The sequence below is a fragment of the Alteromonas sp. RW2A1 genome (assembly GCF_001886475.1).
Taxonomy (GTDB): domain Bacteria; phylum Pseudomonadota; class Gammaproteobacteria; order Enterobacterales; family Alteromonadaceae; genus Alteromonas; species Alteromonas hispanica.
On sequence record NZ_CP018031.1, the window covers coordinates 1,595,413 to 1,617,268 of the forward strand.

22 protein-coding genes, 7 tRNA genes and 1 other annotated feature are annotated in these 21,856 nt (G+C 45.2%); of the genes, 22 read left to right on the plus strand and 7 right to left on the minus strand.

The genetic code is table 11. The annotated features are described in order from the left end of the window. Positions 1-4 precede the first annotated feature (4 nt). From pth to BM528_RS07225, 11 genes are all read left to right on the plus strand, one after another. A complete protein-coding gene (pth, locus tag BM528_RS07175; RefSeq protein ID WP_071979304.1) occupies positions 5-586 on the plus strand; it encodes an aminoacyl-tRNA hydrolase in 582 nt (193 codons plus the stop codon). Positions 587-627: 41 nt separating this feature from the next. Beyond that, entirely contained in the window at positions 628-1,719 is a 1,092-nt protein-coding gene (ychF, locus tag BM528_RS07180) for a redox-regulated ATPase YchF (RefSeq protein ID WP_071979305.1), read from the plus strand. Between the two features lie 187 nt (positions 1,720-1,906). Continuing rightward, positions 1,907-2,914 (plus strand): peptidylprolyl isomerase, encoded by a 1,008-nt coding sequence (locus tag BM528_RS07185; RefSeq protein ID WP_083595228.1) that lies wholly within the window; start codon positions 1,907-1,909, stop codon positions 2,912-2,914. Between the two features lie 188 nt (positions 2,915-3,102). Continuing rightward, positions 3,103-3,179, plus strand: a tRNA-Met gene (locus BM528_RS07190). 34 nt (positions 3,180-3,213) lie between these two features. Next, positions 3,214-3,298, plus strand: a tRNA-Leu gene (locus BM528_RS07195). Positions 3,299-3,302: 4 nt separating this feature from the next. After that, positions 3,303-3,378: transfer RNA gene (locus BM528_RS07200), tRNA-Gln, on the plus strand. 23 nt (positions 3,379-3,401) lie between these two features. Continuing rightward, positions 3,402-3,486, plus strand: a tRNA-Leu gene (locus BM528_RS07205). 2 nt (positions 3,487-3,488) lie between these two features. After that, a tRNA-Gln gene (locus tag BM528_RS07210) sits at positions 3,489-3,564 on the plus strand. A 52-nt stretch (positions 3,565-3,616) separates the two neighbouring features. After that, positions 3,617-3,693, plus strand: a tRNA-Met gene (locus tag BM528_RS07215). Between the two features lie 16 nt (positions 3,694-3,709). Continuing rightward, positions 3,710-3,785 (plus strand) — tRNA-Gln (locus BM528_RS07220). Between the two features lie 305 nt (positions 3,786-4,090). Further along, on the plus strand, positions 4,091-5,497 hold the full coding sequence (locus BM528_RS07225) for an alanine/glycine:cation symporter family protein (RefSeq protein ID WP_071979306.1): 1,407 nt from the start codon (positions 4,091-4,093) through the stop codon (positions 5,495-5,497). Between the two features lie 137 nt (positions 5,498-5,634). On the opposite strand, the gene BM528_RS07230 is transcribed toward BM528_RS07225, so the two are convergent. From BM528_RS07230 to BM528_RS07255, 6 genes are all read right to left on the minus strand, one after another. Then, complete coding sequence (locus BM528_RS07230) at positions 5,635-6,345, minus strand: Slp family lipoprotein (RefSeq protein ID WP_071979307.1); 711 nt, start codon at positions 6,343-6,345, stop codon at positions 5,635-5,637. A gap of 321 nt (positions 6,346-6,666) precedes the next feature. Further along, positions 6,667-6,963 carry a hypothetical protein gene (locus BM528_RS07235; protein WP_071981206.1) on the minus strand — a complete coding sequence of 99 codons (297 nt, stop codon included), beginning with the start codon at positions 6,961-6,963 and terminating at the stop codon, positions 6,667-6,669. 81 nt (positions 6,964-7,044) lie between these two features. Next, the gene (gene tsaB, locus BM528_RS07240; protein WP_071979308.1) at positions 7,045-7,770 is read right to left on the minus strand and encodes a tRNA (adenosine(37)-N6)-threonylcarbamoyltransferase complex dimerization subunit type 1 TsaB; all 726 of its coding nucleotides are present in this window, start codon (positions 7,768-7,770) and stop codon (positions 7,045-7,047) included. A gap of 15 nt (positions 7,771-7,785) precedes the next feature. Further along, positions 7,786-9,705: an ATP-dependent DNA helicase gene (locus BM528_RS07245; RefSeq protein WP_071979309.1), complete on the minus strand. Its 1,920-nt coding sequence runs from the start codon at positions 9,703-9,705 to the stop codon at positions 7,786-7,788. Positions 9,706-9,806: 101 nt separating this feature from the next. Continuing rightward, positions 9,807-11,111 carry an alpha-amylase family glycosyl hydrolase gene (locus BM528_RS07250; protein WP_071979310.1) on the minus strand — a complete coding sequence of 435 codons (1,305 nt, stop codon included), beginning with the start codon at positions 11,109-11,111 and terminating at the stop codon, positions 9,807-9,809. Between the two features lie 43 nt (positions 11,112-11,154). Beyond that, positions 11,155-12,072 (minus strand): sulfite exporter TauE/SafE family protein, encoded by a 918-nt coding sequence (locus BM528_RS07255; protein WP_071979311.1) that lies wholly within the window; start codon positions 12,070-12,072, stop codon positions 11,155-11,157. 213 nt (positions 12,073-12,285) lie between these two features. Here BM528_RS07255 and BM528_RS07260 point away from each other — a divergent pair, with 213 nt between their 5' ends. From BM528_RS07260 to BM528_RS07270, 3 genes are all read left to right on the plus strand, one after another. Beyond that, the gene (locus tag BM528_RS07260) at positions 12,286-12,768 is read left to right on the plus strand and encodes a DUF2244 domain-containing protein (RefSeq protein WP_071979312.1); all 483 of its coding nucleotides are present in this window, start codon (positions 12,286-12,288) and stop codon (positions 12,766-12,768) included. 83 nt (positions 12,769-12,851) lie between these two features. Beyond that, positions 12,852-13,097: a DUF6482 family protein gene (locus BM528_RS07265; RefSeq protein WP_071979313.1), complete on the plus strand. Its 246-nt coding sequence runs from the start codon at positions 12,852-12,854 to the stop codon at positions 13,095-13,097. Positions 13,098-13,312: 215 nt separating this feature from the next. Then, positions 13,313-13,885 carry a YSC84-related protein gene (locus BM528_RS07270; RefSeq protein ID WP_071979314.1) on the plus strand — a complete coding sequence of 191 codons (573 nt, stop codon included), beginning with the start codon at positions 13,313-13,315 and terminating at the stop codon, positions 13,883-13,885. 111 nt (positions 13,886-13,996) lie between these two features. Here the strand turns inward: BM528_RS07270 and BM528_RS07275 are convergent, their stop codons facing one another. After that, positions 13,997-14,245 (minus strand): hypothetical protein, encoded by a 249-nt coding sequence (locus BM528_RS07275; RefSeq protein WP_071979315.1) that lies wholly within the window; start codon positions 14,243-14,245, stop codon positions 13,997-13,999. Positions 14,246-14,522: 277 nt separating this feature from the next. After that, positions 14,523-14,638, plus strand: a sequence feature (His leader region). A 50-nt stretch (positions 14,639-14,688) separates the two neighbouring features. Between BM528_RS07275 and hisG the strand changes: the two genes are divergently transcribed. Genes hisG through hisIE form a run of 8 tightly spaced genes read left to right on the plus strand, consistent with a single transcriptional unit; the run spans position 14,689 to position 21,828 of the window. Further along, positions 14,689-15,591 (plus strand): ATP phosphoribosyltransferase, encoded by a 903-nt coding sequence (gene hisG, locus BM528_RS07280; protein ID WP_071979316.1) that lies wholly within the window; start codon positions 14,689-14,691, stop codon positions 15,589-15,591. A 12-nt stretch (positions 15,592-15,603) separates the two neighbouring features. Then, on the plus strand, positions 15,604-16,908 hold the full coding sequence (gene hisD / locus BM528_RS07285; protein WP_071979317.1) for a histidinol dehydrogenase: 1,305 nt from the start codon (positions 15,604-15,606) through the stop codon (positions 16,906-16,908). Further along, entirely contained in the window at positions 16,908-17,987 is a 1,080-nt protein-coding gene (hisC, locus tag BM528_RS07290) for a histidinol-phosphate transaminase (RefSeq protein WP_071979318.1), read from the plus strand. The genes hisD and hisC overlap by 1 nt, the downstream gene beginning before the upstream one ends. Next, positions 17,984-19,054, plus strand: a complete 1,071-nt coding sequence (hisB, locus tag BM528_RS07295) for a bifunctional histidinol-phosphatase/imidazoleglycerol-phosphate dehydratase HisB (RefSeq protein ID WP_071979319.1) — start codon at positions 17,984-17,986, stop codon at positions 19,052-19,054. Before hisC ends, hisB begins: the two co-directional genes overlap by 4 nt. Then, complete coding sequence (hisH, locus tag BM528_RS07300; protein WP_071979320.1) at positions 19,054-19,683, plus strand: imidazole glycerol phosphate synthase subunit HisH; 630 nt, start codon at positions 19,054-19,056, stop codon at positions 19,681-19,683. The genes hisB and hisH overlap by 1 nt, the downstream gene beginning before the upstream one ends. After that, a complete protein-coding gene (gene hisA, locus BM528_RS07305; protein WP_071979321.1) occupies positions 19,683-20,420 on the plus strand; it encodes a 1-(5-phosphoribosyl)-5-[(5-phosphoribosylamino)methylideneamino]imidazole-4-carboxamide isomerase in 738 nt (245 codons plus the stop codon). The genes hisH and hisA overlap by 1 nt, the downstream gene beginning before the upstream one ends. After that, the gene (hisF, locus tag BM528_RS07310) at positions 20,402-21,214 is read left to right on the plus strand and encodes an imidazole glycerol phosphate synthase subunit HisF (protein ID WP_071979322.1); all 813 of its coding nucleotides are present in this window, start codon (positions 20,402-20,404) and stop codon (positions 21,212-21,214) included. The genes hisA and hisF overlap by 19 nt, the downstream gene beginning before the upstream one ends. Next, complete coding sequence (gene hisIE / locus BM528_RS07315; protein ID WP_071979323.1) at positions 21,211-21,828, plus strand: bifunctional phosphoribosyl-AMP cyclohydrolase/phosphoribosyl-ATP diphosphatase HisIE; 618 nt, start codon at positions 21,211-21,213, stop codon at positions 21,826-21,828. Before hisF ends, hisIE begins: the two co-directional genes overlap by 4 nt. Positions 21,829-21,856: the final 28 nt, after the last annotated feature.

A 21,856-nucleotide genomic window follows, 5' to 3' on the forward strand; every position in this document is an offset into this window, starting at 1 on the left:
CCTCTTGGCTGATATTCGCCTTATCGTGGGTCTGGGTAATCCAGGCCCCGAATATGAAAATACCCGACACAATGCCGGCGAATGGTTTCTCAACCAGCTTGCTGACACCTACAATACCCCGCTAAAACCTGAATCTAAGTTCTTCGGAAAAACAGCTCGCACTACGATAGCTGGTAAAGACATAAGACTTCTCTACCCCACTACGTTTATGAACAAAAGCGGTCAGGCTGTTGCTGCATTAGCAAACTTTTATCGAATTGAACCTGAGCAAATTTTAGTGGCTTTTGACGAACTCGACCTTCCACCTGGCGTAGCCAAATACAAAATTGGCGGAAGCTCTAGTCAAAACGGTGTGCGCGATATTGTGGCAAGAATGGGTAATAATAAAAATTTTCTTCGCTTGCGAATTGGCATTGGTCATCCGGGGCACAAAAGCCGCGTAACCGGCCATGTTCTTGGTAAGCCTTCAGCAGAAGAAAAAGCGGCGATAGAAAGCGCCGTTGATGAAGCAGTACGCTGCACCGAAATATTGCTGAAAGACGACCTAAAGCAAGCACAAAATCGACTCCATGCTCATAAAGCATGAGTGTAAGCCAGATATAACTTTTCCAGACAAGGATCCATACCATGGGTTTTAAATGCGGTATTGTTGGCCTACCCAACGTAGGTAAATCAACACTTTTTAATGCATTAACAAAAGCAGGCATAGAAGCGGCAAACTTCCCGTTTTGTACCATTGAACCAAACACTGGCGTTGTACCTGTTCCAGACCTTCGCTTGGATAAGTTGGCAAAAATTGTAAATCCTCAGCGTGTTATTCCGACAACTATGGAATTTGTTGACATTGCAGGGTTAGTTGAAGGCGCCTCAAAAGGTGAAGGCCTTGGTAACAAGTTTTTGGCGAACATTCGCGAAACTGACGCCATTGGCCACGTAGTGCGCTGCTTTGACGATGAAAACATTGTTCACGTTGCTGGCCGCGTAAGCCCGCAAGACGACATTGACGTAATTAATACAGAGCTGGCACTTTCAGACTTAGAGACAACAGAAAAAGCGCTTCACCGTGTTGCAAAACGCGCGAAAGGTGGCGACGCTGATGCTAAGTTTGAAATGAAAGTGCTTGAAAAAATTAAGCCTCATTTAGATGAAGGCTTGTTGTTGCGCTCATTAGAGCTGACAAAAGAAGAGCACGCTGCTATCAGCTACATGAATATGCTTACTCTTAAGCCAACCATGTACATTGCCAATGTAAATGAAGACGGTTTCGAAAATAATCCGTATCTTGATCAAGTGCGAGAAATTGCAAAAGGCGAAAACGCGACGGTTGTTGCGGTTTGTGCTGCTATCGAGTCTGATATCGCTGAGCTTGAAGATGACGAGCGCGAAGAATTCATGCAAGACATGGGGCTTGAAGAGCCGGGTCTTAATCGCGTAATTCGTTCTGGTTATGAATTGCTAACTTTACAAACTTACTTTACCGCTGGCGTAAAAGAAGTGCGCGCATGGACGTTCCCAGAAGGGTCTACAGCACCGCAAGCGGCAGGCAAAATTCATACTGATTTCGAAAAAGGGTTTATTCGAGCTGAAATAGTAAGCTACGACCACTTTATCGAATTTAACGGTGAGCAAGGCGCGAAAGACGCTGGTAAATGGCGTTTAGAAGGTAAAGAGTACATTGTTAAAGACGGTGATGTTATTCACTTCAGATTTAACGTGTAAAGCGCAACGGGGGGTTAGAGACGTTTAAGCTTTCTCCTTTACTGTTAAGTATTGACAGTTAATACCCTATTTACAGAAAGGCCACTCTTGCGAGTGGCTTTTTTATTTGTTGTTACTTTCTACTGCTGATATAAAAAGAAAAGCGATAAAGAACATACTAAAGACTATAAAAATAAAAGGTAAAACCATGCAATTCATTGGCGCCCTACGACACATTCTCAACCGCACTGTAAAACAAAGCTCTTGGTCTATTTGGGCCTTACTCGCCTATGCAACTTGCCTGTATACCTTTAACGCTTATGCAACAGCCAATGAATATAAAACTGATATTCAAAGTAATAGCCCCGTTTCTAAAAATGCGGTTACAGACAACGCTCCAACTTCACTAAAAACCACGTTGTTAAGTGACAGTCACCCACATTGGTACAAGGTGCCTCATGAAAATACTGTTACCTTTGTGACTGAATACGGTGAAGTCGTTATTGCGCTTAGCCCTGCCCTTGCACCTAATCACGTTGAGCGTTTTCAAGCACTGGTAAAAGCTGGCTTTTATAATCAGCAGCATTTTTATCGAGTGGTTGACGGCTTTGTTGCGCAAGGAGGCAGCAACGACATGCACGACAAAGACGCCTTTTCACAAGCGCTATTAAGTGAGCTAACCGCTGAGTTTACCCAACCAATATCCAAACACGCTACCGTGGTTGAAAGCCGCGACATGTTCGCACCAGAAACGGGTTTTTTGGACGGTTTTGCCGTTGGCATGGATAGGAAAAGTAACGAGATGTGGGGACTTCACTGCCCTGGCACCGTTGCTTTTGCCAGAAACAGTGAAAAAGATACCGCCGCCACAGAGTTTTATATCGTTATAGGCCAAGCACCTCGTCATCTCGATAGGAACATGTCGGTGATAGGTCGTGTAGTACAAGGAATGGATGTGCTGCAAAAGCTGCCTCGAGGCGACAGCAAGTACGGTGGGGTAATTCAACAAGTTACTAAAAACAGCGCAATAAGACGCTCAATTGTTCACAATGATCAGTACCCGAGTTATTTTATTCAACTGCCAGAACATGAAGAATATGCATCGCGTATAGAAACTGGAAAAACCTTAAACAATCCGTTTTTCCATGATAAAAAATACACCCCCAGGCCTGTAGATGTTTGTTATTACCAAACCAAAACTACACTTACGCCCTAGTTAGAATTTGCAGATGTTTGTACATTTTCGTAGAGAGATTGTATAAATTCAGTGCTTTTTGAATGTTATTCGAACGCCTTCGCGCACATATTAACCATTTAAAAAAAGTTAGCAAAAAAGGGGTTGACGGGTGCGAGTCATATACGCATAATACGCGCCACTTCCTGAGAGGGAAGAGAAGTATGAAAGGCTACGTAGCTCAGTTGGTTAGAGCACATCACTCATAATGATGGGGTCGCAAGTTCGAATCTCGCCGTAGCCACCACTTCTCAATATCTCTTTTAGGAATGTCTAGCTGCGCGGGAGTGGTGGAATTGGTAGACACGCTGGATTTAGGTTCCAGTGCTTCACGGCGTGAGAGTTCAAGTCTCTCCTTCCGCACCAAAGTTGGGGTATAGCCAAGTTGGTAAGGCAACGGGTTTTGATCCCGTCATTCGTAGGTTCGAGTCCTGCTACCCCAGCCAACTTTGTAACAGCTAGTGTCTATGCGGGAGTGGTGGAATTGGTAGACACGCTGGATTTAGGTTCCAGTGCTTCACGGCGTGAGAGTTCAAGTCTCTCCTTCCGCACCATTTGGGGTATAGCCAAGTTGGTAAGGCAACGGGTTTTGATCCCGTCATTCGTAGGTTCGAGTCCTGCTACCCCAGCCAAATTCTGAAAAGCCGCTCACACGAGCGGCTTTTTAATGATTTGCAAAAGAAAGGCTACGTAGCTCAGTTGGTTAGAGCACATCACTCATAATGATGGGGTCGCAAGTTCGAATCTCGCCGTAGCCACCATCTTTTACCTACCTATTGGGATATAGCCAAGTTGGTAAGGCAGCGGGTTTTGATCCCGCCATTCGTAGGTTCGAGTCCTGCTATCCCAGCCATATTTCGAGAAACCGCTCATTGAGCGGTTTTTTATTGCCCTAAATAAAGGGTTGCTTAAATCTGCATAATTTTTCTTAACTTATGCATAATACTTCATGCTAACTCATACTTTTATGGCTTCATTTGTGTTTGTGTCATGCTAGTATTACCGACTTCTTTGAATAACACACCGTACATGCAAGCACGCTCATCCTCTATCAGCAGGGCTTGTTCAACGGGGCAACGCAAAATACATCCCTATCTGTAAGCGTGGTGTCTGTTGCCATAGTTAATAGTTTTTAAAAATAATAACGAAGGAAAGTGCGTGATAAACGAATTCGTTTCATTTGTGAATAATATTTTGTGGGGCGATGGCCAAGTTCTCATCGTTATGCTGCTGGTGTGTGGTGTTTGGTTCACCGTGAAGCTAGGCGGCGTGCAGTTACGTCACTTTGGCCACATGTTTGCGCTACTTAAAAACAGTAAAACGTCGAACGAAGAAGGGATAAGTTCCTTTCAGGCACTGTGTACAAGTTTATCAGCCCGTGTGGGAACCGGTAACCTAGCCGGCGTTGCGGTAGCAATCTCGCTAGGTGGCTCAGGTGCCATATTCTGGATGTGGATGATAGCTTTGCTAGGCATGGCCACCGGCTTTGCTGAAAGTGTGCTAGGCCAGCTTTACAAAGTGCGAGACGAAAACGGCGAATTTCGCGGCGGTCCAGCTTACTATATTAAACAAGGCTTGAACAAAACTTGGCTCGCTGTTGCTTTTTCTCTGTGCTTATTTTTTGGTTATGGTTTTGTATTCAGTGCAGTTCAAGCCAACACAATAACCGATGCGCTTAACAATGCTTATTCGTTTCCAAGTGAATATGTGGGTATTGCCATTATCTTACTTGCCGCATTGATTGTGGTGGGCGGTTTACGCGGTATTGCAAGGTTTGCCGAATTTGTGGTGCCGTTTATGGGTATAGGTTATGTGTTAGTGGCCCTCGCCATTACGTTTATCAATATCTCTGAATTACCGGCTTTACTGCTAGATATTATTAAGTCTGCATTTGGCCTGCAAGAGGCTGGTGCCGGTGCTTTAGGCGCAGCCATTAAAAACGGTATTCAGCGTGGGCTGTATTCAAACGAGGCCGGCAGTGGCTCGGTACCTCACGCAGCGGCAAGTGCGGCGCCAAACCCTAATCACCCCGTGTCTCAGGGCTATATACAAATGCTGGGTGTATTTTTAGATACGATGATTTTATGTACCTCTACCGCGTTTATCATTTTACTTGCTGGCGGCTCTAGCTCAGAACAAATGGAAGGCATACGGCTAACACAAGATGCAATGAGCAGCCACTTAGGCGAAGGTGGCACTGACTTTGTTGCTGCGGCAATAAGCTTGTTTGCTTTTACCTCGGTAGTAGCTAACTATGCCTACGGCGAAAGTAATCTACATATGTTCAAACTAGATAACCGCGCAGGAAGAGCCGCTTACACAATTGGCTATTTAGGCATGATTTACTGGGGTGCACAAGCGGCGCTTCCTCAGGTTTGGGCCATGGCCGATATGGCGTTAGGGCTTATGACCGTTATTAACATTGTCGCGATCGTTTGGATGACCCCGACCATTGTATCTATCAGCAAAGATTACTTTAAAAAGAAAGACAGTGGTGAAACGGTGGAATACAAAGCCGGCGACTGTGAAATTCAAGGTAAGTCTGAAGACGGCATTTGGAAATAGGCTGTTATGGCATTGCATTAATACAAAGCCTATTAATGTATAGGCCACTGTGCAAAACCAAGAGTACAAAGCCCTTTGTTAGAAAGGCAAAAAGGCCCTATGTTGTATTAAATGCCGCCTTTGTTTTCTATCTGTCTTTAGTGTTGCTGTGTTTTAGACTCTGTTATTGCAGAGCGTCGCGAACCACTTGTTGTAGACGGACGTGAGCGGTTCATGTTCACAACCTTAGCCCGCCTAGGCGCATTGCTGTAACGGATAACGCGGGTACGATTGAAGTGTGGGAACATAAAAGGACTGCCCCATACGCCACCGCCGATCCAAGGTCCGCCACCAATCCATGGGCCTCGAAGGCCATAGAAAGGTGAGTACCAACCTGTGTGGTAATTAAAAAAGAATGTATTTACATCATATACTTCACGGTCGCGCCACATGTGATAATCGTCTGCGGCGATAGTAGGGTAAATATACGGCTGCTCACCAACCATTCCCGTTGTGGGCGTTACTAACGTACCTAGGAACGTAGCAGTCCGGCCTTCCTCAAATACAATTGGATCGACAAAACCATCTATTTGCACTTTGAAACGGCCCGATGTTTCGCCCGAACTACGAGGCTTGCCATAGTGGTTTAATGGGAAGTGGGCAAGTTCGATAAACGTTTTATTAGGCTTGTTTTCAACACCTACAACAATACCGCCCCAACGTGCTTTTTGTCCCTGCGCGCTAGCGCCTGAGGTAACAGCGGTAGAGTATGAAACCAACTCAGTTCCCTCAGGGACTTCCAATGAGTCCGGCACCATTGCACATCCTGCAAACATGAACACTGTTAGTAAAAGTAAATATCGAGACATCAGCGCGCTCCTTCATACAACACATAACAACAACCCCTGCTTGAAAGCCACAGGAAGTATATTCTAGGCAAACATAAATTACCGCTACGCCAAATGCTTACCCTAACTTTATGGTATCAACTTAGCATTATTACGATGCTTCCACCACTAGAGTTCTGTTACAAATTGCTAAACATTTAAAGGGAGAGAAAGCATATAACGCGCGAAACTCATTCATCTGTTACTTGGGTCTGCAAAGAAGTAATTTCCTTTGCGGTGGTAAAGCTATGGACAGGTGATTGACAGAAATAGTTCAATCAAAAATCGAACATTAAATAAAAGTTACGCATATATATCAACGCCAAACATATCTTGAATCGATTCGCGCTGTTGCTGCTTTTCGAAACTCTGATATGAGGCAATGGCCTGTTGAGAATAGGCATTTCTATCTTCTTTGATGAAATCTTGATAGGCCTTGGCGTTGCTTGTGCCTTGTTCGTCAGGCGCAACAACGACCGCCTTAATTTGAGACGGTTCGCCTTGACCTTTACTGTCTTGTTGAGGGTCTTTTGAAAGCTTTGAAACCCTGCTTTGAGTGGCATCTGAAGATGCAATGCCAAAATTTGTATTAATGTTCATGACAGAGTGGGTGCTTGCAAAATTCGTTCCCATAATGCCGATTACTTTATTCTACTTATTCTGTCTGTATCTCCTGTCTGCTTACTCTCTGCCGGGAAGCTTCTTCCACGTTACCTTGTCTCGAAGGTAGACAGGTTCAACATCAGAGGCATGGGCAGTCAAATTTTTGTCAGCCGCGGCTTTTGCATCATCAAGCATATATTTGGCATTCGGCAGCGTCACGTCTGCGTTGGCTTTAACAGAACGACTTGATTCAGCCCATGCGTGTAAATCGTCATATGCAGACCATCCCGTACCCGCGATAAGCATGTCAGAATTAGTGCTTTGTATGGCTATTTCCAGTTGCTCTATCGCTTGCTTGGGAGGGCAAACGCGCTCTGATATCACTTCTTCTACCGTTGTGCCCATTTGCTTGTAAACAGAGAAGTAGACTTCTCCCATTCGAGCATCTGACGCTACAGCAATAAGTCTCTCTTCGACTTTTTCGTCAGCATGCTTCGCTACTTCAACCGCCATTGCTTTTAGCGTGCTCACACCGGCTACCTTTAGCCCTGTGCCAAGCGCGAGCCCCTGAATCATGCCTGTTGCGATCCTCACGCCTGTAAAGCCTCCAGGCCCTCTGCCAAACGCCAACATATCAAGTGAAGATAGCTCTACTTCCGCCTCTTTTAAAATACTGTCAATCATAGGGAGTAGCCGTTGGCTATGCTGCTGCGGGCATACTTCAAAATGGGAAAATACGGTATTGTCGACGATAAGAGCGACTGAACACGCTTCTGTTGCTGTATCAATAGCAAGTATATTCATGGTAATTCTCAGTAATTATTCTTTATCAATGCCACTTAAGAATGCCTCTACTTCATCAAGGCTTCGAGTGCGTTTCATATCTGGTAAGCTGCCTAAAAACGTTTTTGCGTAGGGCTTGGTCACTAAACGGTTATCGCAAATAACAAGGACACCTTTATCGGTCGGGTCCCGAATAAGGCGCCCTGCCCCCTGTTTCAAGGTAATAACAGCCTGCGGTATTTGAATTACACCAAATGGATTAGCGCCACGTTTTTTAACATCCTCCATGCGAGCCTGCAGCAAAGGATCGTCTGGCGAGGCAAATGGCAACTTGTCTATCATTACACAAACCAAATCATTCCCGCGAACATCCACCCCTTCCCAAAAAGCGCCAGTGCCCATTAACACCGCTTTTTCATCTGCTAAATAGGCATCTAACAAGGCTTGCTTTGTGGTGGTGCCTTGCACCAGCAGTGGGTTATCAATTTCACCTTCCAACTTACCGGCGATTTCTCGTAACATAGCGTGGCTGGTGAATAATAAAAAGCACCGACCTCGGCTGGCTTTAATTAATCGCTTAGCCGTATTAAGTAAGGTTTCTCGCATGGAGTAACTGCTGGGCTCGGGCAAGTAGCGAGGTACACACAGCATGGCTTGCTCGGGGTAGTTAAACGGGCTATCTAGCCCTAGCGTTTGGGCATTTTCTAACCCCATTCTGCGCTGAAAATGCTCAAAACCGCCGTTCACCATAAGCGTGGCCGAAGTGAAAACCCACCCACGCGGCACAGACTCAACGAAACGTCTGAATTTTGCGGCTATTGATAATGGCGTTAGGTGCATCACGATATGGCGCTGCGTTGTTTCATACCATAAGCTGACATTTTCTTGCTTGTTGTCGATAAGCGCGTCGAGCTGCTCGCGTGTCGATACGACCCGCTCGTACATATTATCTAGGTCTTTGTCTCGCCCAATGTGCAATTTACACACTTCGTAAAGCACACCAAGCGCCTCAGCGAGTTTACCCACCTGCAGGCGCACGTCATCTCGATTAAGCGCTTCTGCCCAGTTACCTCTTTCAGGATCGTGAGGAAAAAGTAATCGCAAGTCAGATGCGATCATACGACATTTGTCGGCGGCCTTATCAAGCTGGCCTGCATCTTTTAGCACGGTTCTAAATAGAAGCGTAATGTCTTTGGCAATGTCTTGTATTTGACGTGTAGATAGCGACTCACCAAAGTAATCACTGGCAATGTCTGGGATCTGATGGGCCTCATCAAAAACAATGGCATCCGCTTCGGGAATTAATTCGCCAAAACCAGTATCTTTAAGTGCCATATCGGCGAAAAAAAGGTGGTGATTAACCACAATAACGTCTGCTTCCAACGCTTTTCGTCGCGCTTTTACCAAGTAGCACTCTTCGTAGTCTGGGCACTCTCGCCCCAAACAATTATCAACAGTCGATGTCACCATAGGCAACACCCTTGCATCTTCTGGCAGCGATTTAAGCTCTCCCATATCACCGCTTTTGGTGGTACTAGACCAGCGTTTTACCTCAGACAGCTGACCTAAAACGTCTTTCTCGACTAACGTAGAATTACCACCATGCTGGGATAGACGATGCAAACATAAATAGTTCGACCGCCCCTTTAATAATGCGGTCTTTCTCTTACTGCTGAGTGCTTTTTTTACAAGCGGCAAGTCTCGGTGAAACAGCTGTTCTTGAAGATTCTTAGTCCCCGTAGAGATTATGGCTTTACCACCGCTTAACAATACTGGCGCCAAGTAAGCAAACGTTTTTCCAGTTCCCGTGCCGGCCTCAACCACCAAACTGCCGGTTGTATCGATGGCGTGCTTTACCGCATTAGCCATGTCGGTTTGTGCCTCTCTTGGCACAAACCCCTTAATGGTTTTAGCGAGAAGACCATCGGATGAAAATACGTTTTTGATTGTCGGCATTATTTCACGTTTCAGATGCATTGCAGTGATAGGGAGCGCATTATGCCAAAGTTGGCATAGAAAGCCTATTGCGCAAAAGCAGTTACACCCAAGCAATTAAATTAGGTATGCCATATCTCAAATTGCCAAGGCTTTAGCGTTAACGATGTGTCGCTCGAAAATTCCATGCTTTCGTTTCTTTCCCAATGCTGCAAAGTGCCAACATGCAGACTTTCGATAAAGTTAACCGTTACAGGCCTATCAGAGAAATTAATAACCACGAATACTTTGTCGTCTTGGTTCATTCGAACAAAACTAAATACCTGTTCCATGCATGAATTAGGAACTTGGATCATGCGTTCACCAAACTCACCGTTGCCTAAATATGATTTAGACTTCTTCAGTTTTATAAGAGATTTATACAAATCGCCAATGGGGTGCTCTTTCCATTCAATAGGATCTTTTTCAAAAAACGCTAAGCGCTTCGACTCTCCGGCCTCCTGTCCATTGTGAATGAGCGGCATCCCTTCTCCAATTACAGACAGTACAATACAGGCTTCTAATGCCGCTCCGAATTGTTCTCGCTGCGTTCCGTCCCAGGCATTTTTGTCGTGGTTACTCACGAATGTCATTCTATAGGCACTTTGAGGCCATGCTCTTTCATTCCAAGAATAATATTTTCGCAACCTATCAAGACTGCACCTACCATGAGCAAGTTCGTGAAGCGTTTCGTTCCAGCTCCACGCATAGGTCATGTTAAAGGCATTCTCGTGTAAATCTCTGTTCTCCCACTCAGCGAGCAAGAAAACAGGCTTAACTGAGTCTAGGGCGTGGCGGGCTTGCTGCCAAAAGTCGTTTGGTATGTAGCCCGCAACATCGCAACGAAACCCATCAAAATCGAATTCCTCTACCCAATAGCGCATAGCCTTTATCATGTAATTCCTGAGGTCAGGTTGCGCATAATCAAACTCAATAATGTCAGACCAATCCCACCATGGCGATGGGCGAAAATCGCCCTTGTAGTCTTTGGCATACCAGTGAGGATGAGAGTCGACAAGGGGGTTATCCCACGCACTGTGATTAGGTACCCAGTCTAAAATGACTTTTAGGTCTAGACTATGCGCTTTTGCAACCAGTTGCTTTAAGTCTTCTTTATTTCCAAATTCAGGATTAACCGCTAAAAAATCTCTAACCGCGTATGGACTACCTAACTGTCCCTTTCTATTTTTCTGTCCAATGGGGTGAATAGGCATTAGCCAAATAATATCTGCACCCAGGGCTTTGATATGTTCGAGCCTTTCGGTTACTCCTACAAAGGTTCCCGTAGCGCTAAATTGGCGGGTGTTAACTTGATAGATAACAGCGTGAGAAGACCAACTCGGTTGCTTAACGCGGTAAAGAGAACGAGGTGTTACGTCAAATTCCATAGACTAACTCCCAAAAAAGCAAAGTGTAGAAAAGATAGAGATTTTAAAAAATGGGTAAGCTAGTAACGCCTAACAGAAGTACCCACACTCCAAAGAACAGTTTTAAGGCTTGGTTAGAAAAGGCCAATACAAGATACTTTGCAACAACTCCGCCGATGATTGCGCCCATGCCTGCAAATAAAACCACAGGCCATACTATGGCATGACTAATAAAGACATGAAAGGGAACGGCCGACCACACTGTTAACGCCGACAATATTACCGCGACGGCGATTGACAGGGTTACATTAAACCCTCGCATAATGAGATAAACAGCAACAAGTTCACCAACGCCAATGGATAGCCAAACGGTTACGCATCCTCCCAGAAAACCGATAACCGGCAGCAAAACAATATCTCGCCCCTCGATGTCTTCACTAAAAACAGCGCGCTTCATCAACGGGATTGATGCGATAATTGCAATCGCCAAAATAATTGAGAAGATACCAAATACGTAATGCAAGTTGTCGGGACCTCCTAGGATATAAGAAAGGAGCTTAGGCCCGTGTTCAGAATATTGAGAAAAAACAACGCCACAAATAGCGGGAGGTACAGAGAGTACTAGCGCACTTGGTAATGCCGCCCACTGTCTGTCGTTTCTATGTTCTTTTCTGAAAAAACGCGTCCAAGTAATAGCACCAGCAGTCATGCCGCAGCATTGGATGGCAAAACTGGTGGCTACAATACTTTCTGGCGAAAAAGACAGATAGGCAAAAAAAGGAACGAAAACAACTCCACCACCAGCACCTGTAGCGTTCGCAAAAATAGCGCCGACAACACCAACTGCGCTAAAAAAGCCATAGTTTAGCCATAACGTTAACGCGTTATCTTGAGAAAAGACAAGCGCTATCCACGCGAAAAAAACCAAAATTACAACGCTGTGTTGATGTGTAAAACGAGAGAGATGAAAAGACCTTGGCAAATGTATACTTCCTGCGGTGAAGAACTCGAATTCAGTGAGCAATAAATGGTCACAAAACAGCGGCAAAGATTAATCGCCACAAACTCACTGAACAAATTTTGTTCTAGTTTTAAATCTAAACTCTAAAACTCAGACGTATAAGACATCACGTTTATTTTTTATCAGAGTATGTAGCACTGCTACATGAAACCCTGTGACGTGTGAAGCCTCGCTATGATAGTAGTATCGACACAAAATGACGACACCATTATACATGTAACGCCCAACCGTTCGGCAACTTGGAAGCAAACCAAGTTTCTTATGATGGTGTTTGCACTTTTTGTAAGCTCAATAGCCACTGCTTGGGCGGTGGTTGGCGCCTGGGTCATTCTTCCATTCGCCGGTGCTGAAGTATTCGCATTAGCTCTTGTCATGTATTTAACGTCTCGCGCTACTTACCGATGGGAGGATATCACAATAGGAGGAAACACGATTGAGGTAACCACCTCTCAGGGCACCCGCACGGTTATGGCAAAAGCAACGTCTTACCTCTACTTTATTCAAGACCCCCATTTTGGGCGCTTACCACGGGTCATCATAAAAGATGATGATAAAGAATGCGAAGTAGGAAGCTTTTTAAACGAAACAGACAGAGACAAACTTTCTAAAGAGCTTGTAAACCTAGGATTACTGATGTGTAGAAACAAGTGGTGGTAACGACTCATTGATGAAGCATTATTAATGATCACTTTTCCGATTTTTCGACTAAACATTATGTAACGTTAAGGAGTAATTCTGCTATGAACTTGTACATCGAATCGTTAGAAGGCGGTAACTATCTGGTATCCACCGGCATTGGGGCATCACGTGCTTTGGTACGGGATAGAAGCGAACAACCAAAGACATTTCATTGCTTGAACGAAATTAAAGAGCATTTCGACACCCAAACCTTCGAACACGTATGGCTTAGACAGAATACACCTTACGAGGAAATGGTTGGACAAACTGATCATCCAGGCGCGTTAGAGTTAGAGATAGAATTATAGAGTAGCGAAATCATCTCAGCTAACAACTCGCTTTAGAACCAAATTTTCAAATCGGCCCGCTTTTTGCTGCCCGTGTATTGTTAAGAGGTAGATGGTACGAATAAGTGCTGCCTTATTTCTACCTCATTTGTAAATATTAGCACCTTGTTCATAAATACGCGTGAAAGCGCCACGTACACGACGCTGGTAGCAGCCTATCGGTTTGGAGAAAAGACATGTCCTATAACAAGTTATTAAAAAATCTGGTTTTAGCAAGTACGGTATTACTAGTGAGCGCCTGCGCCTCGATGGGTGATGGCACTGTAGCTGAAAAGAGACAGGCGATTCTCGATATGCAGCAGAATGCCCTTACTCGCCTTTACAGTGAAAAGCCAGACACCCGCTCTCAAATAAGAGATGCGGCAGGTTATGCGGTTTTTACCAATGCAAATGTTAACGTTATCTTTTTTGCAGCAGGTACCGGCTATGGCGTTGTAAACAACAACGTTACAGGGAATAAGACGTACATGAATATGGCAGAAGGCGGCGTAGGATTTGGCCTTGGTGCAAAAGACTATCGAGTTGTGATGGTGTTCCATTCACAAAAGGCGATGTCGTACTTTATTGAAAACGGCTGGACAGTTGGCGGTAATGCAGATGCAGCAGCAAAAGCAGGTAACAAAGGCGCATCAGCTGAGGGTGAGGGCTATTTAGGTAATGTAACTGTTTATACCATGACTGAAAGCGGCCTGGCTTTACAAGCAACTGTAAAAGGCACCAAGTTTTGGGTAGATAAAGAGCTTAATTAAATAGATTAACTAAATATATTAACTAACAACAAGGCAGGAAGCGCTTTGTTAAAAAGCCATGGAAGGCTTGGAAGGCTTGGAAGGCTTGGAAGGCTTGTTAGACTACGCAAATTAAACATCTATGTCGATGTGCTTCAATCCTCCCTCATCATCTTTGTTACCTTTTTGTTTGCTCTCGTGACGATGTTTAGTGGCATACTCTAATGCCTCTGCACGGTTAACTTCATCAAACTGATCGCCATCATCTTCAGCAAGATGCTGTGACTTTTTTGATTTCTCAACTTTTTTGACGCGCTTGTCTTCTTCTATAACAATCTTAGTATTGCGCGGCAAAATAGGAAAAAGTAGGTCGTTACTCATAATAGTTGTAGCTCCCATTGCAAATATTCGGCTAGTTTTGGGCCATTACGCTAACTGTTGCAAACTGACGCAATGGCGATAACTGGCTCGCAGAACATTAACTGTTTTTAACGGTAGACGCATTCAGAACTAAACGTTTTATTATATGTACATTAATTTAGACGCTATGTAAGCAAAGAGTTCACTTTAGCCTTGCAAAACTTACTTCAAACCGCTAATGTTTCACCCGCTCGAAATCAGGACATCAAAATTTTTATATGATCAATTGCGCTGCGAAACATCACCATCACCACATAGCATAACCTTTCAGGTTCGTGCTGGAAGGTCTATGTCTCCTTCCAGTGGCGCAGATAAGAATTCTCGGCCCTCGGAAGGAAACTTCCGGGGGTTTTTCGTTTTAGGTGCAATCACAAGTAAACACACAACGTGTAAGGAACGTTTTAATGAGTAACAGCAAAAGACTTCGAATTGCCGTACAGAAATCAGGCCGCTTAAGCGATGATAGCATTGCACTACTTAAGGCTATCGGCATAAAACTGAATATTCGTGATCGTCTGCTGATTGCGCATTCTACTAACGAACCCATCGATTTACTGCGCGTGCGAGATGACGATATTCCAGGCTTAGTGATGGACGGCGTAGTTGACTTGGGTTTTATCGGTGAAAATGAACTTGAAGAAAAGTCGCTGGAACGCAAAGCCGCTGGCAAACCTTTTGAATATGAAACACTTCGTCGCCTAGACTACGGTGGCTGCCGCCTTTCAATCGCTGTGCCTAACGAGATGGAATACAGCGGTGTTGAATCACTCAATGGCAAAGAAGTTGCCACAACATACCCGTATTTATTAGAGCGCTATTTTGAAGAGAAAGGCATCAACGCAAAAGCCGTCATGCTTACAGGCTCAGTTGAAGTTGCCCCTCGCGCTGGTGTTGCCGATGCTATTTGCGACCTTGTATCAACGGGCGCAACGCTAGAAGCAAATGGCTTAGTGGAAAAAGAGGAAATATTTCGTTCAAAAGCAGTCTTAATTAAACGCGTTGGCGGCGAAATGAGCGAAGAAAAGCAAGCATTGATCAATCGTATGATGCCTCGCGTAGATGGTGTGTTGCTAGCCAAAGAAAGCAAATATATTATGCTGCACGCGCCTAAGGCGTATCTAGAGCAAGTGAAAAGCTTGTTGCCAGGTGCTGAAAACCCAACTGTACTTCCTCTTGCTGGCAACGAAGAGCAAGTGGCTATTCATGTGGTATCTACAGAAACCTTGTTCTGGGAAACCATGGAAAAACTAAAAGCCCTTGGTTGTAGCTCTATTCTTGTAATGCCCATAGAAAAAATGATGGGCTAAAGGCAGACAATTATGATTACTTGGTCATCTCTTTCTAATAATGAGAAAAAACAGGCGCTAGCGCGCCCGGCTATGGCCAATAGCCAGCAGTTGAAACAAACCGTGGCCGAAATTATTGCCCGAGTTGAAGCAGAGGGCGATAAGGCTGTTCTTGATTACACTCGCAAGTTTGATTGCCCAGACTTAACGGATCTTGTGCTTTCTCAAGAAAACATTGATGCTTTGGCGGCTCAGGTAACACCTGAGGTCGCAAACGCTATCGACACAGCGTTTAATAACATCAAAACGTTTCACGAAGCTCAAAAACCCAGTGATATCTCACTAACTACGACTCCAGGGGTGCATTGTGAATTGCGCTTTACCGCTTTAGACGCGGTTGGACTGTATATTCCAGGTGGCAGTGCTCCGCTACCCTCAACGGTACTCATGCTAGGAGTGCCAGCGTTAGTGGCGGGCTGTAAAAACAAACTGCTGTGTACACCACCAAACAAGCAGCAGTTAATAGCCCCTGAGATTGCGTATGCAGCCAGAAAATGTGGCATCGACAACGTATTTTTGTGTGGCGGAGCACAAGCGGTTGCAGCAATGGCACTGGGAACTGAGTCTATTCCTCAGGTTGATAAAATATTTGGTCCCGGTAATAGTTTTGTTACTGAAGCCAAGCAACAGGTTAGTCAACGTGCAGACGGCGCGGCTATTGATATGCCAGCAGGTCCTTCTGAAGTGCTAGTGCTTGCCGATGAGTTTGCCAACCCTGAATTTGTGGCTTCAGACTTATTATCGCAAGCTGAGCACGGCCCAGACTCACAGGCAATTTTGGTATCAAACAGCGAAACCCTCATTGAGGAAGCGAAAGCGGCAGTTGAACGTCAGTTAGCCACGCTATCTCGTGCAGATATTGCTCGACCTGCAATGGAAAACGCGCGCTATATTTTAGCAGATACCATTGAGCAAGCCATTGAAGCGAGCAATGCTTATGCGGCTGAGCACCTCATTGTTCAAATTGAGAATGCACGAGATTATTTGCCGAAGATCAAACACGCCGGGTCAATCTTTTTAGGCCCATGGTCTCCTGAATCTGCCGGTGACTACGCATCAGGTACCAACCATGTGTTGCCAACCTATGGATATGCAAAAAATTACTCAAGCCTTGGCCTATTAGATTTTATGCGTCGTTTTACTATTCAAGAGCTCAGTGCTGATGGCATGCGTAATTTGGGTCCAGCTATTATGGCATTAGCCGCCGCGGAGGGTTTAGACGCCCATGAACAGGCTGTTGCCTTACGTATGCAAGCACTCAAGCAAGGAGACGCCTAATGTCTGCGCTCATTGATAATTTGATAAATGAAAACTTGGTGCCGCTGAAGCCCTACGAATCGGCACGTCGTTTATTTTCTGGTGGTCAAGACTGGCTCAATGCTAATGAGTCGCCTTATGCCAATGAATACAGCGTAGACAGCAGCAACTTTAACCGATATCCGTCGTGCCAGCCTGACGCAGTTGTCAACGGCTATGCGAGCTACGCTTGTATCGATAAGTCGCAACTTATTGTGACTCGCGGTGCCGATGAAGGTATTGAGTTGCTTATTCGTACCTTTTGTACTCCAGGTAAAGACAACGTTCTTATCTGTCCGCCAACCTACGGCATGTATGCTATAAGCGCAGAAACCTGTGATGTAGGCATTAAAAAAGTACCGCTTAACGACGACTTCAGTCTAAATGTCGACGCGGTATGTGCTGAAGACGACGTGAACGTTATTTTCATTTGCGCACCCAATAACCCAACGGGCACGTCAGTAGCCCGCAAGGATATAAAAGCCGTGCTCAATCACTTTGCCGACAAAGCGTTAGTGGTTGTTGATGAAGCGTATATTGAATTTGATGCGGATAGCACTTGGGCAAACGAGATAAACAATTATCCTAACTTGGTAGTACTACGAACCTTATCTAAGGCATTTGCGTTGGCGGGGCTTCGCTGTGGTTTCACCCTTGCTCAGGCACCTGTTATTCAGGCGCTATTAAAGGTGATTGCGCCCTATCCAATTCCTGAACCGGTAGCACAGATTGCAGCAAAAGCGCTGTCTCCTGAGTCGCTTACGTTACTAGAACTGCAAGTGGCTACCATTAATAGAGAAAAAGAAGCGTTAGCAGAGGCCCTTCAAGCCGTTGATGGCATTGAACTACTGGGCGACAGACGCGCTAATTTTATTCTGTTTCGCGATGAGAAAGCGCCCGCTTTAATGCAGTACTTAGTTAGCCAAGGTATGCTTATTCGCGACCAATCTAAACAGCTAAATTTACAAAATTGCTTACGCGTTAGCATAGGAACGGAAGAACAAAACCAGCGCTTAATGCAGTTAATTAACGACTTTAAAAATAATGAGGACGCGGCATGAGTCAGCAAGCCATACTATTTATAGACCGCGACGGTACGCTAGTTGAAGAGCCGCCCGTAGATAAGCAGTTAGACAGTTTAGAGAAACTCGTTTTCGAGCCCAACGTTATCCCTGTGTTGTTAAAGCTTAAAGCAGCTGGTTTTAAGCTCGTTATGGTGTCAAACCAAGATGGATTAGGCACAGAGAGCTTCCCTCAACAAGATTTTGAGATTGCCCACAACGCCATGATGGGGATATTCGAAAGCCAAGGTGTGACTTTCGATGATGTGCTTATTTGCCCCCACTTTGAGGAAGATAACTGCACCTGCCGTAAGCCAAAGCTTGGCTTGGTGAAAGACTACCTGCAGCAAGGCCGTGTTGACTTCACTCGCTCGTATGTCATTGGCGATAGAATTACCGACGTACAGCTTGGTGAAAACATGGGCATCAAAAGCTTACAGTACAATCGCGAAACGCTTAACTGGAATGACGTTCAAAAGTCAATTTTAGCTTCATCGCGTATTGCGGAAGTGGTACGTACTACGTCTGAAACCGACATCAGAGTGCGAGTAGATTTAGATTCTCAGGAAAAGTCTGCTATTCACACAGGCCTTGGTTTTTTTGACCATATGCTTGACCAAATCGCTGTTCACGGCGGGTTTGAGTTAAACGTGTCTGTTGATGGCGACCTTCATATTGACGATCACCACAGCGTTGAAGATACCGCGCTAGCTATTGGTGAAGCGCTTAAAAAAGCACTGGGTGATAAACGTGGTATTGGTCGCTTTGGGTTTGCATTACCTATGGATGAGTGTCGCGCCGAATGCATTATGGATATTTCTAACCGCCCTCACCTCAAGTTTGAAGCAGAGTTTAGCCGAGATCAGGTAGGTGAAATGGCTACAGAGATGGTGCCGCATTTCTTTTACTCTTTAGCACAAAGCATGGGATTATCGCTACACTTGTCTACCACAGAAGGCAATGCGCACCACCAGGTAGAAAGCTTATTTAAAGTATTTGGTCGCGCCCTTAGACAAGCTATTGCGCTTAAAGGCGATGCGTTGCCAAGTAGCAAGGGAGCGCTTTAATGTCAGTGGTAAACACAAACCAGCGGCAAAAAATTGTTATTGTAAACACGGGCTGCGCTAATATTTCGTCTGTGCGATTTGCCCTTGAACGTCTTGGTGTCGAAGTAGATGTATCTGACGATATCAATGTGATTAACGCCGCAGATAAAGTATTTCTGCCCGGTGTAGGAACTGCCAGCGCAGCGATGGCAAGCATAAAACAGAAAGGCTTGGTGAGCACTCTTCAATCGCTAACTCAACCCGTATTAGGCGTTTGCTTGGGCATGCAGCTTATGGTTGAAACCAGTGCTGAAGGTGGTTTCCAAGGCACAGAAGACATCGGCTGTTTATCCTTGATGCCTGGACATGTTGCTAGAATGGAGGCCAATGGTTTGCGCCTTCCTCACATGGGGTGGAATACGGTAACGCATAGCAACGAGAGCTTATTCAAAGGCATTCCGCAAGATACCTATTTCTATTTCGTGCACAGTTTTGCTGTACCTGAGTATGAGCATACGCTGGCGAGTTGTACGTATGGCAACGCTTTTTCTGCTGCCATCAATAAAAACAATTTTTATGGCGTGCAGTTTCACCCAGAGCGCTCCGGCGAGGCTGGCGCACAACTTCTTACCAACTTTGTGAACTTATAATGATAATTCCAGCAATTGATCTCATCGACGGACACGTAGTTCGTTTGTACCAAGGCGATTACGAGCAAAAAACCCAATATGAATTAGACCCCATCGACGTGGTACATGACTACGCTGACCAAGGCGCTACCTGGCTTCATATTGTGGATTTAACGGGTGCCAAAGATACTAGCAAGCGACAGTTGGCACTTATTAAAGCCATGGTTGATACAAAGCGCATGAACTTTCAAGCAGGTGGCGGCATTCGTTCTGAAGACGAGGTAGCACAACTTCTTGAAGCTGGTGTGAGTCGAGTGGTGATAGGCTCGCTTGCGGTAAAACAGCCAGAACTAGTAAAGTCTTGGGTAGAAAAATATGGCCCTGAACATATCGTGCTAGCACTAGATATTAATATCAGCGAAAGTGGTGAAAAACTTATTGCCACTCATGGCTGGCAAGAAAACTCGGGCGTCGCCTTAGAGGGCTTGCTAAACGACTTCGCTACTGTTGGCGCTAAACATGTTTTATGCACTGACATAAGCCGTGACGGCACCTTACAAGGCGCAAACAGAGAGTTGTATGAAGAAATGGCAGCGCAGTTTCCAAATGTTAAATGGCAGGCATCTGGCGGTATCGGCAGTCTAAATGACATTGAAGTGCTGAAGCCTACCAAGGTAGATGGCGTTATTTTAGGGCGCGCTCTACTTGAAGGTAAATTTACCGTGAAGGAGGCAATTGCATGCTGGCAAAACGCATAATCCCCTGCTTAGACGTTCGCGACGGCAAAGTTGTTAAAGGCGTTCAGTTTAGAAACCACGAAATTATTGGTGATATCGTTCCACTTGCAGAGCAATACGCTAAAGCCGGTGCCGACGAACTCGTTTTTTACGATATTACAGCAAGTTCTGATGCTCGCGTTGTTGATAAAAGCTGGGTAAGCCGTATTGCGCAAGTAATTGATATCCCATTTTGTGTGGCTGGTGGTATTAAAAGTATTGAAGATGCAGGCCGCATTCTTGAAATGGGCGCAGACAAAATATCTATCAACTCCCCCGCTTTAAACAACCCTGAGCTAATTAATGCACTGCACGACGTATACGGTCAACAATGCGTGGTAATTGGCATTGATAGCTTTTACAACCAAGATACCAATCAGTACGAAGTGTATAAGTTTACCGGCGATGAAAGTCGTACTCAAAAAAGTCAGTGGCAGACGATTGACTGGATAAAGGAAGTGCAATCTCGCGGTGCCGGTGAAATAGTGCTTAACTGCATGAACCAAGATGGTGTGCGCAACGGTTACGATGTTAAGCAGTTAAAAGCCGTAAGAGAAGCCTGCAAAGTGCCTTTAATAGCGTCAGGCGGAGCGGGTGAAATTTCACATTTTACTGATGTATTCCAACAAGCTGACGTTGACGGTGCGCTCGCGGCTTCGGTCTTTCACAAGAACATTATCAATATAGACGAGTTGAAAGCAGAGCTAACTGCCAACGGCGTCCCTATGCGCAAGCGTCATGGCTTAACAGCGCAGGCAGAAGGAATTAATCCATGATCATTACAAGTGAAAATACCAATACCTTGGCATGGGAGAAGATGGATAATCTTTTGCCAGCTATCGTGCAAGATGCATTATCTGGCAAGGTGTTAATGCAAGGCTATATGGACCAAGACGCCTTAACCAAAACCATCGAGAGCGGCAAAGTAACCTTCTTCAGCCGCTCCAAAAAGCGTTTGTGGATGAAAGGTGAAACATCGGGTAATACGCTCGACTTAGTGAGTGTAGCCTGTGATTGCGATAGCGATTCGCTGCTGGTTCTCGCAAATCCTAACGGCCCTACCTGCCACACAGGGAAGGAAAGTTGCTGGTTTGAAGGCAGTACCCCAGCGTTTACGTTTTTAGCCGACCTAGAGAGAGTATTAGCATCTCGTAAATCTGCTGACCCTAAAAGCAGCTACACTGCCAGCCTTTATAACAAAGGCATTAAGCGCATTGCGCAAAAAGTGGGTGAAGAAGGCGTTGAGACCGCGTTAGCCGCAACAGTGCACGACAAAGAAGAGCTTAAAAACGAAGCCGCTGACTTGTTATACCACCTAACTGTGCTGTTACAAGCGAGCGATATGTCGCTTAACGATGCGCTTAGCGTATTACAAGAGCGTCATAAATAGCTTTTAAGGCATGCAACGTCAAATGAAT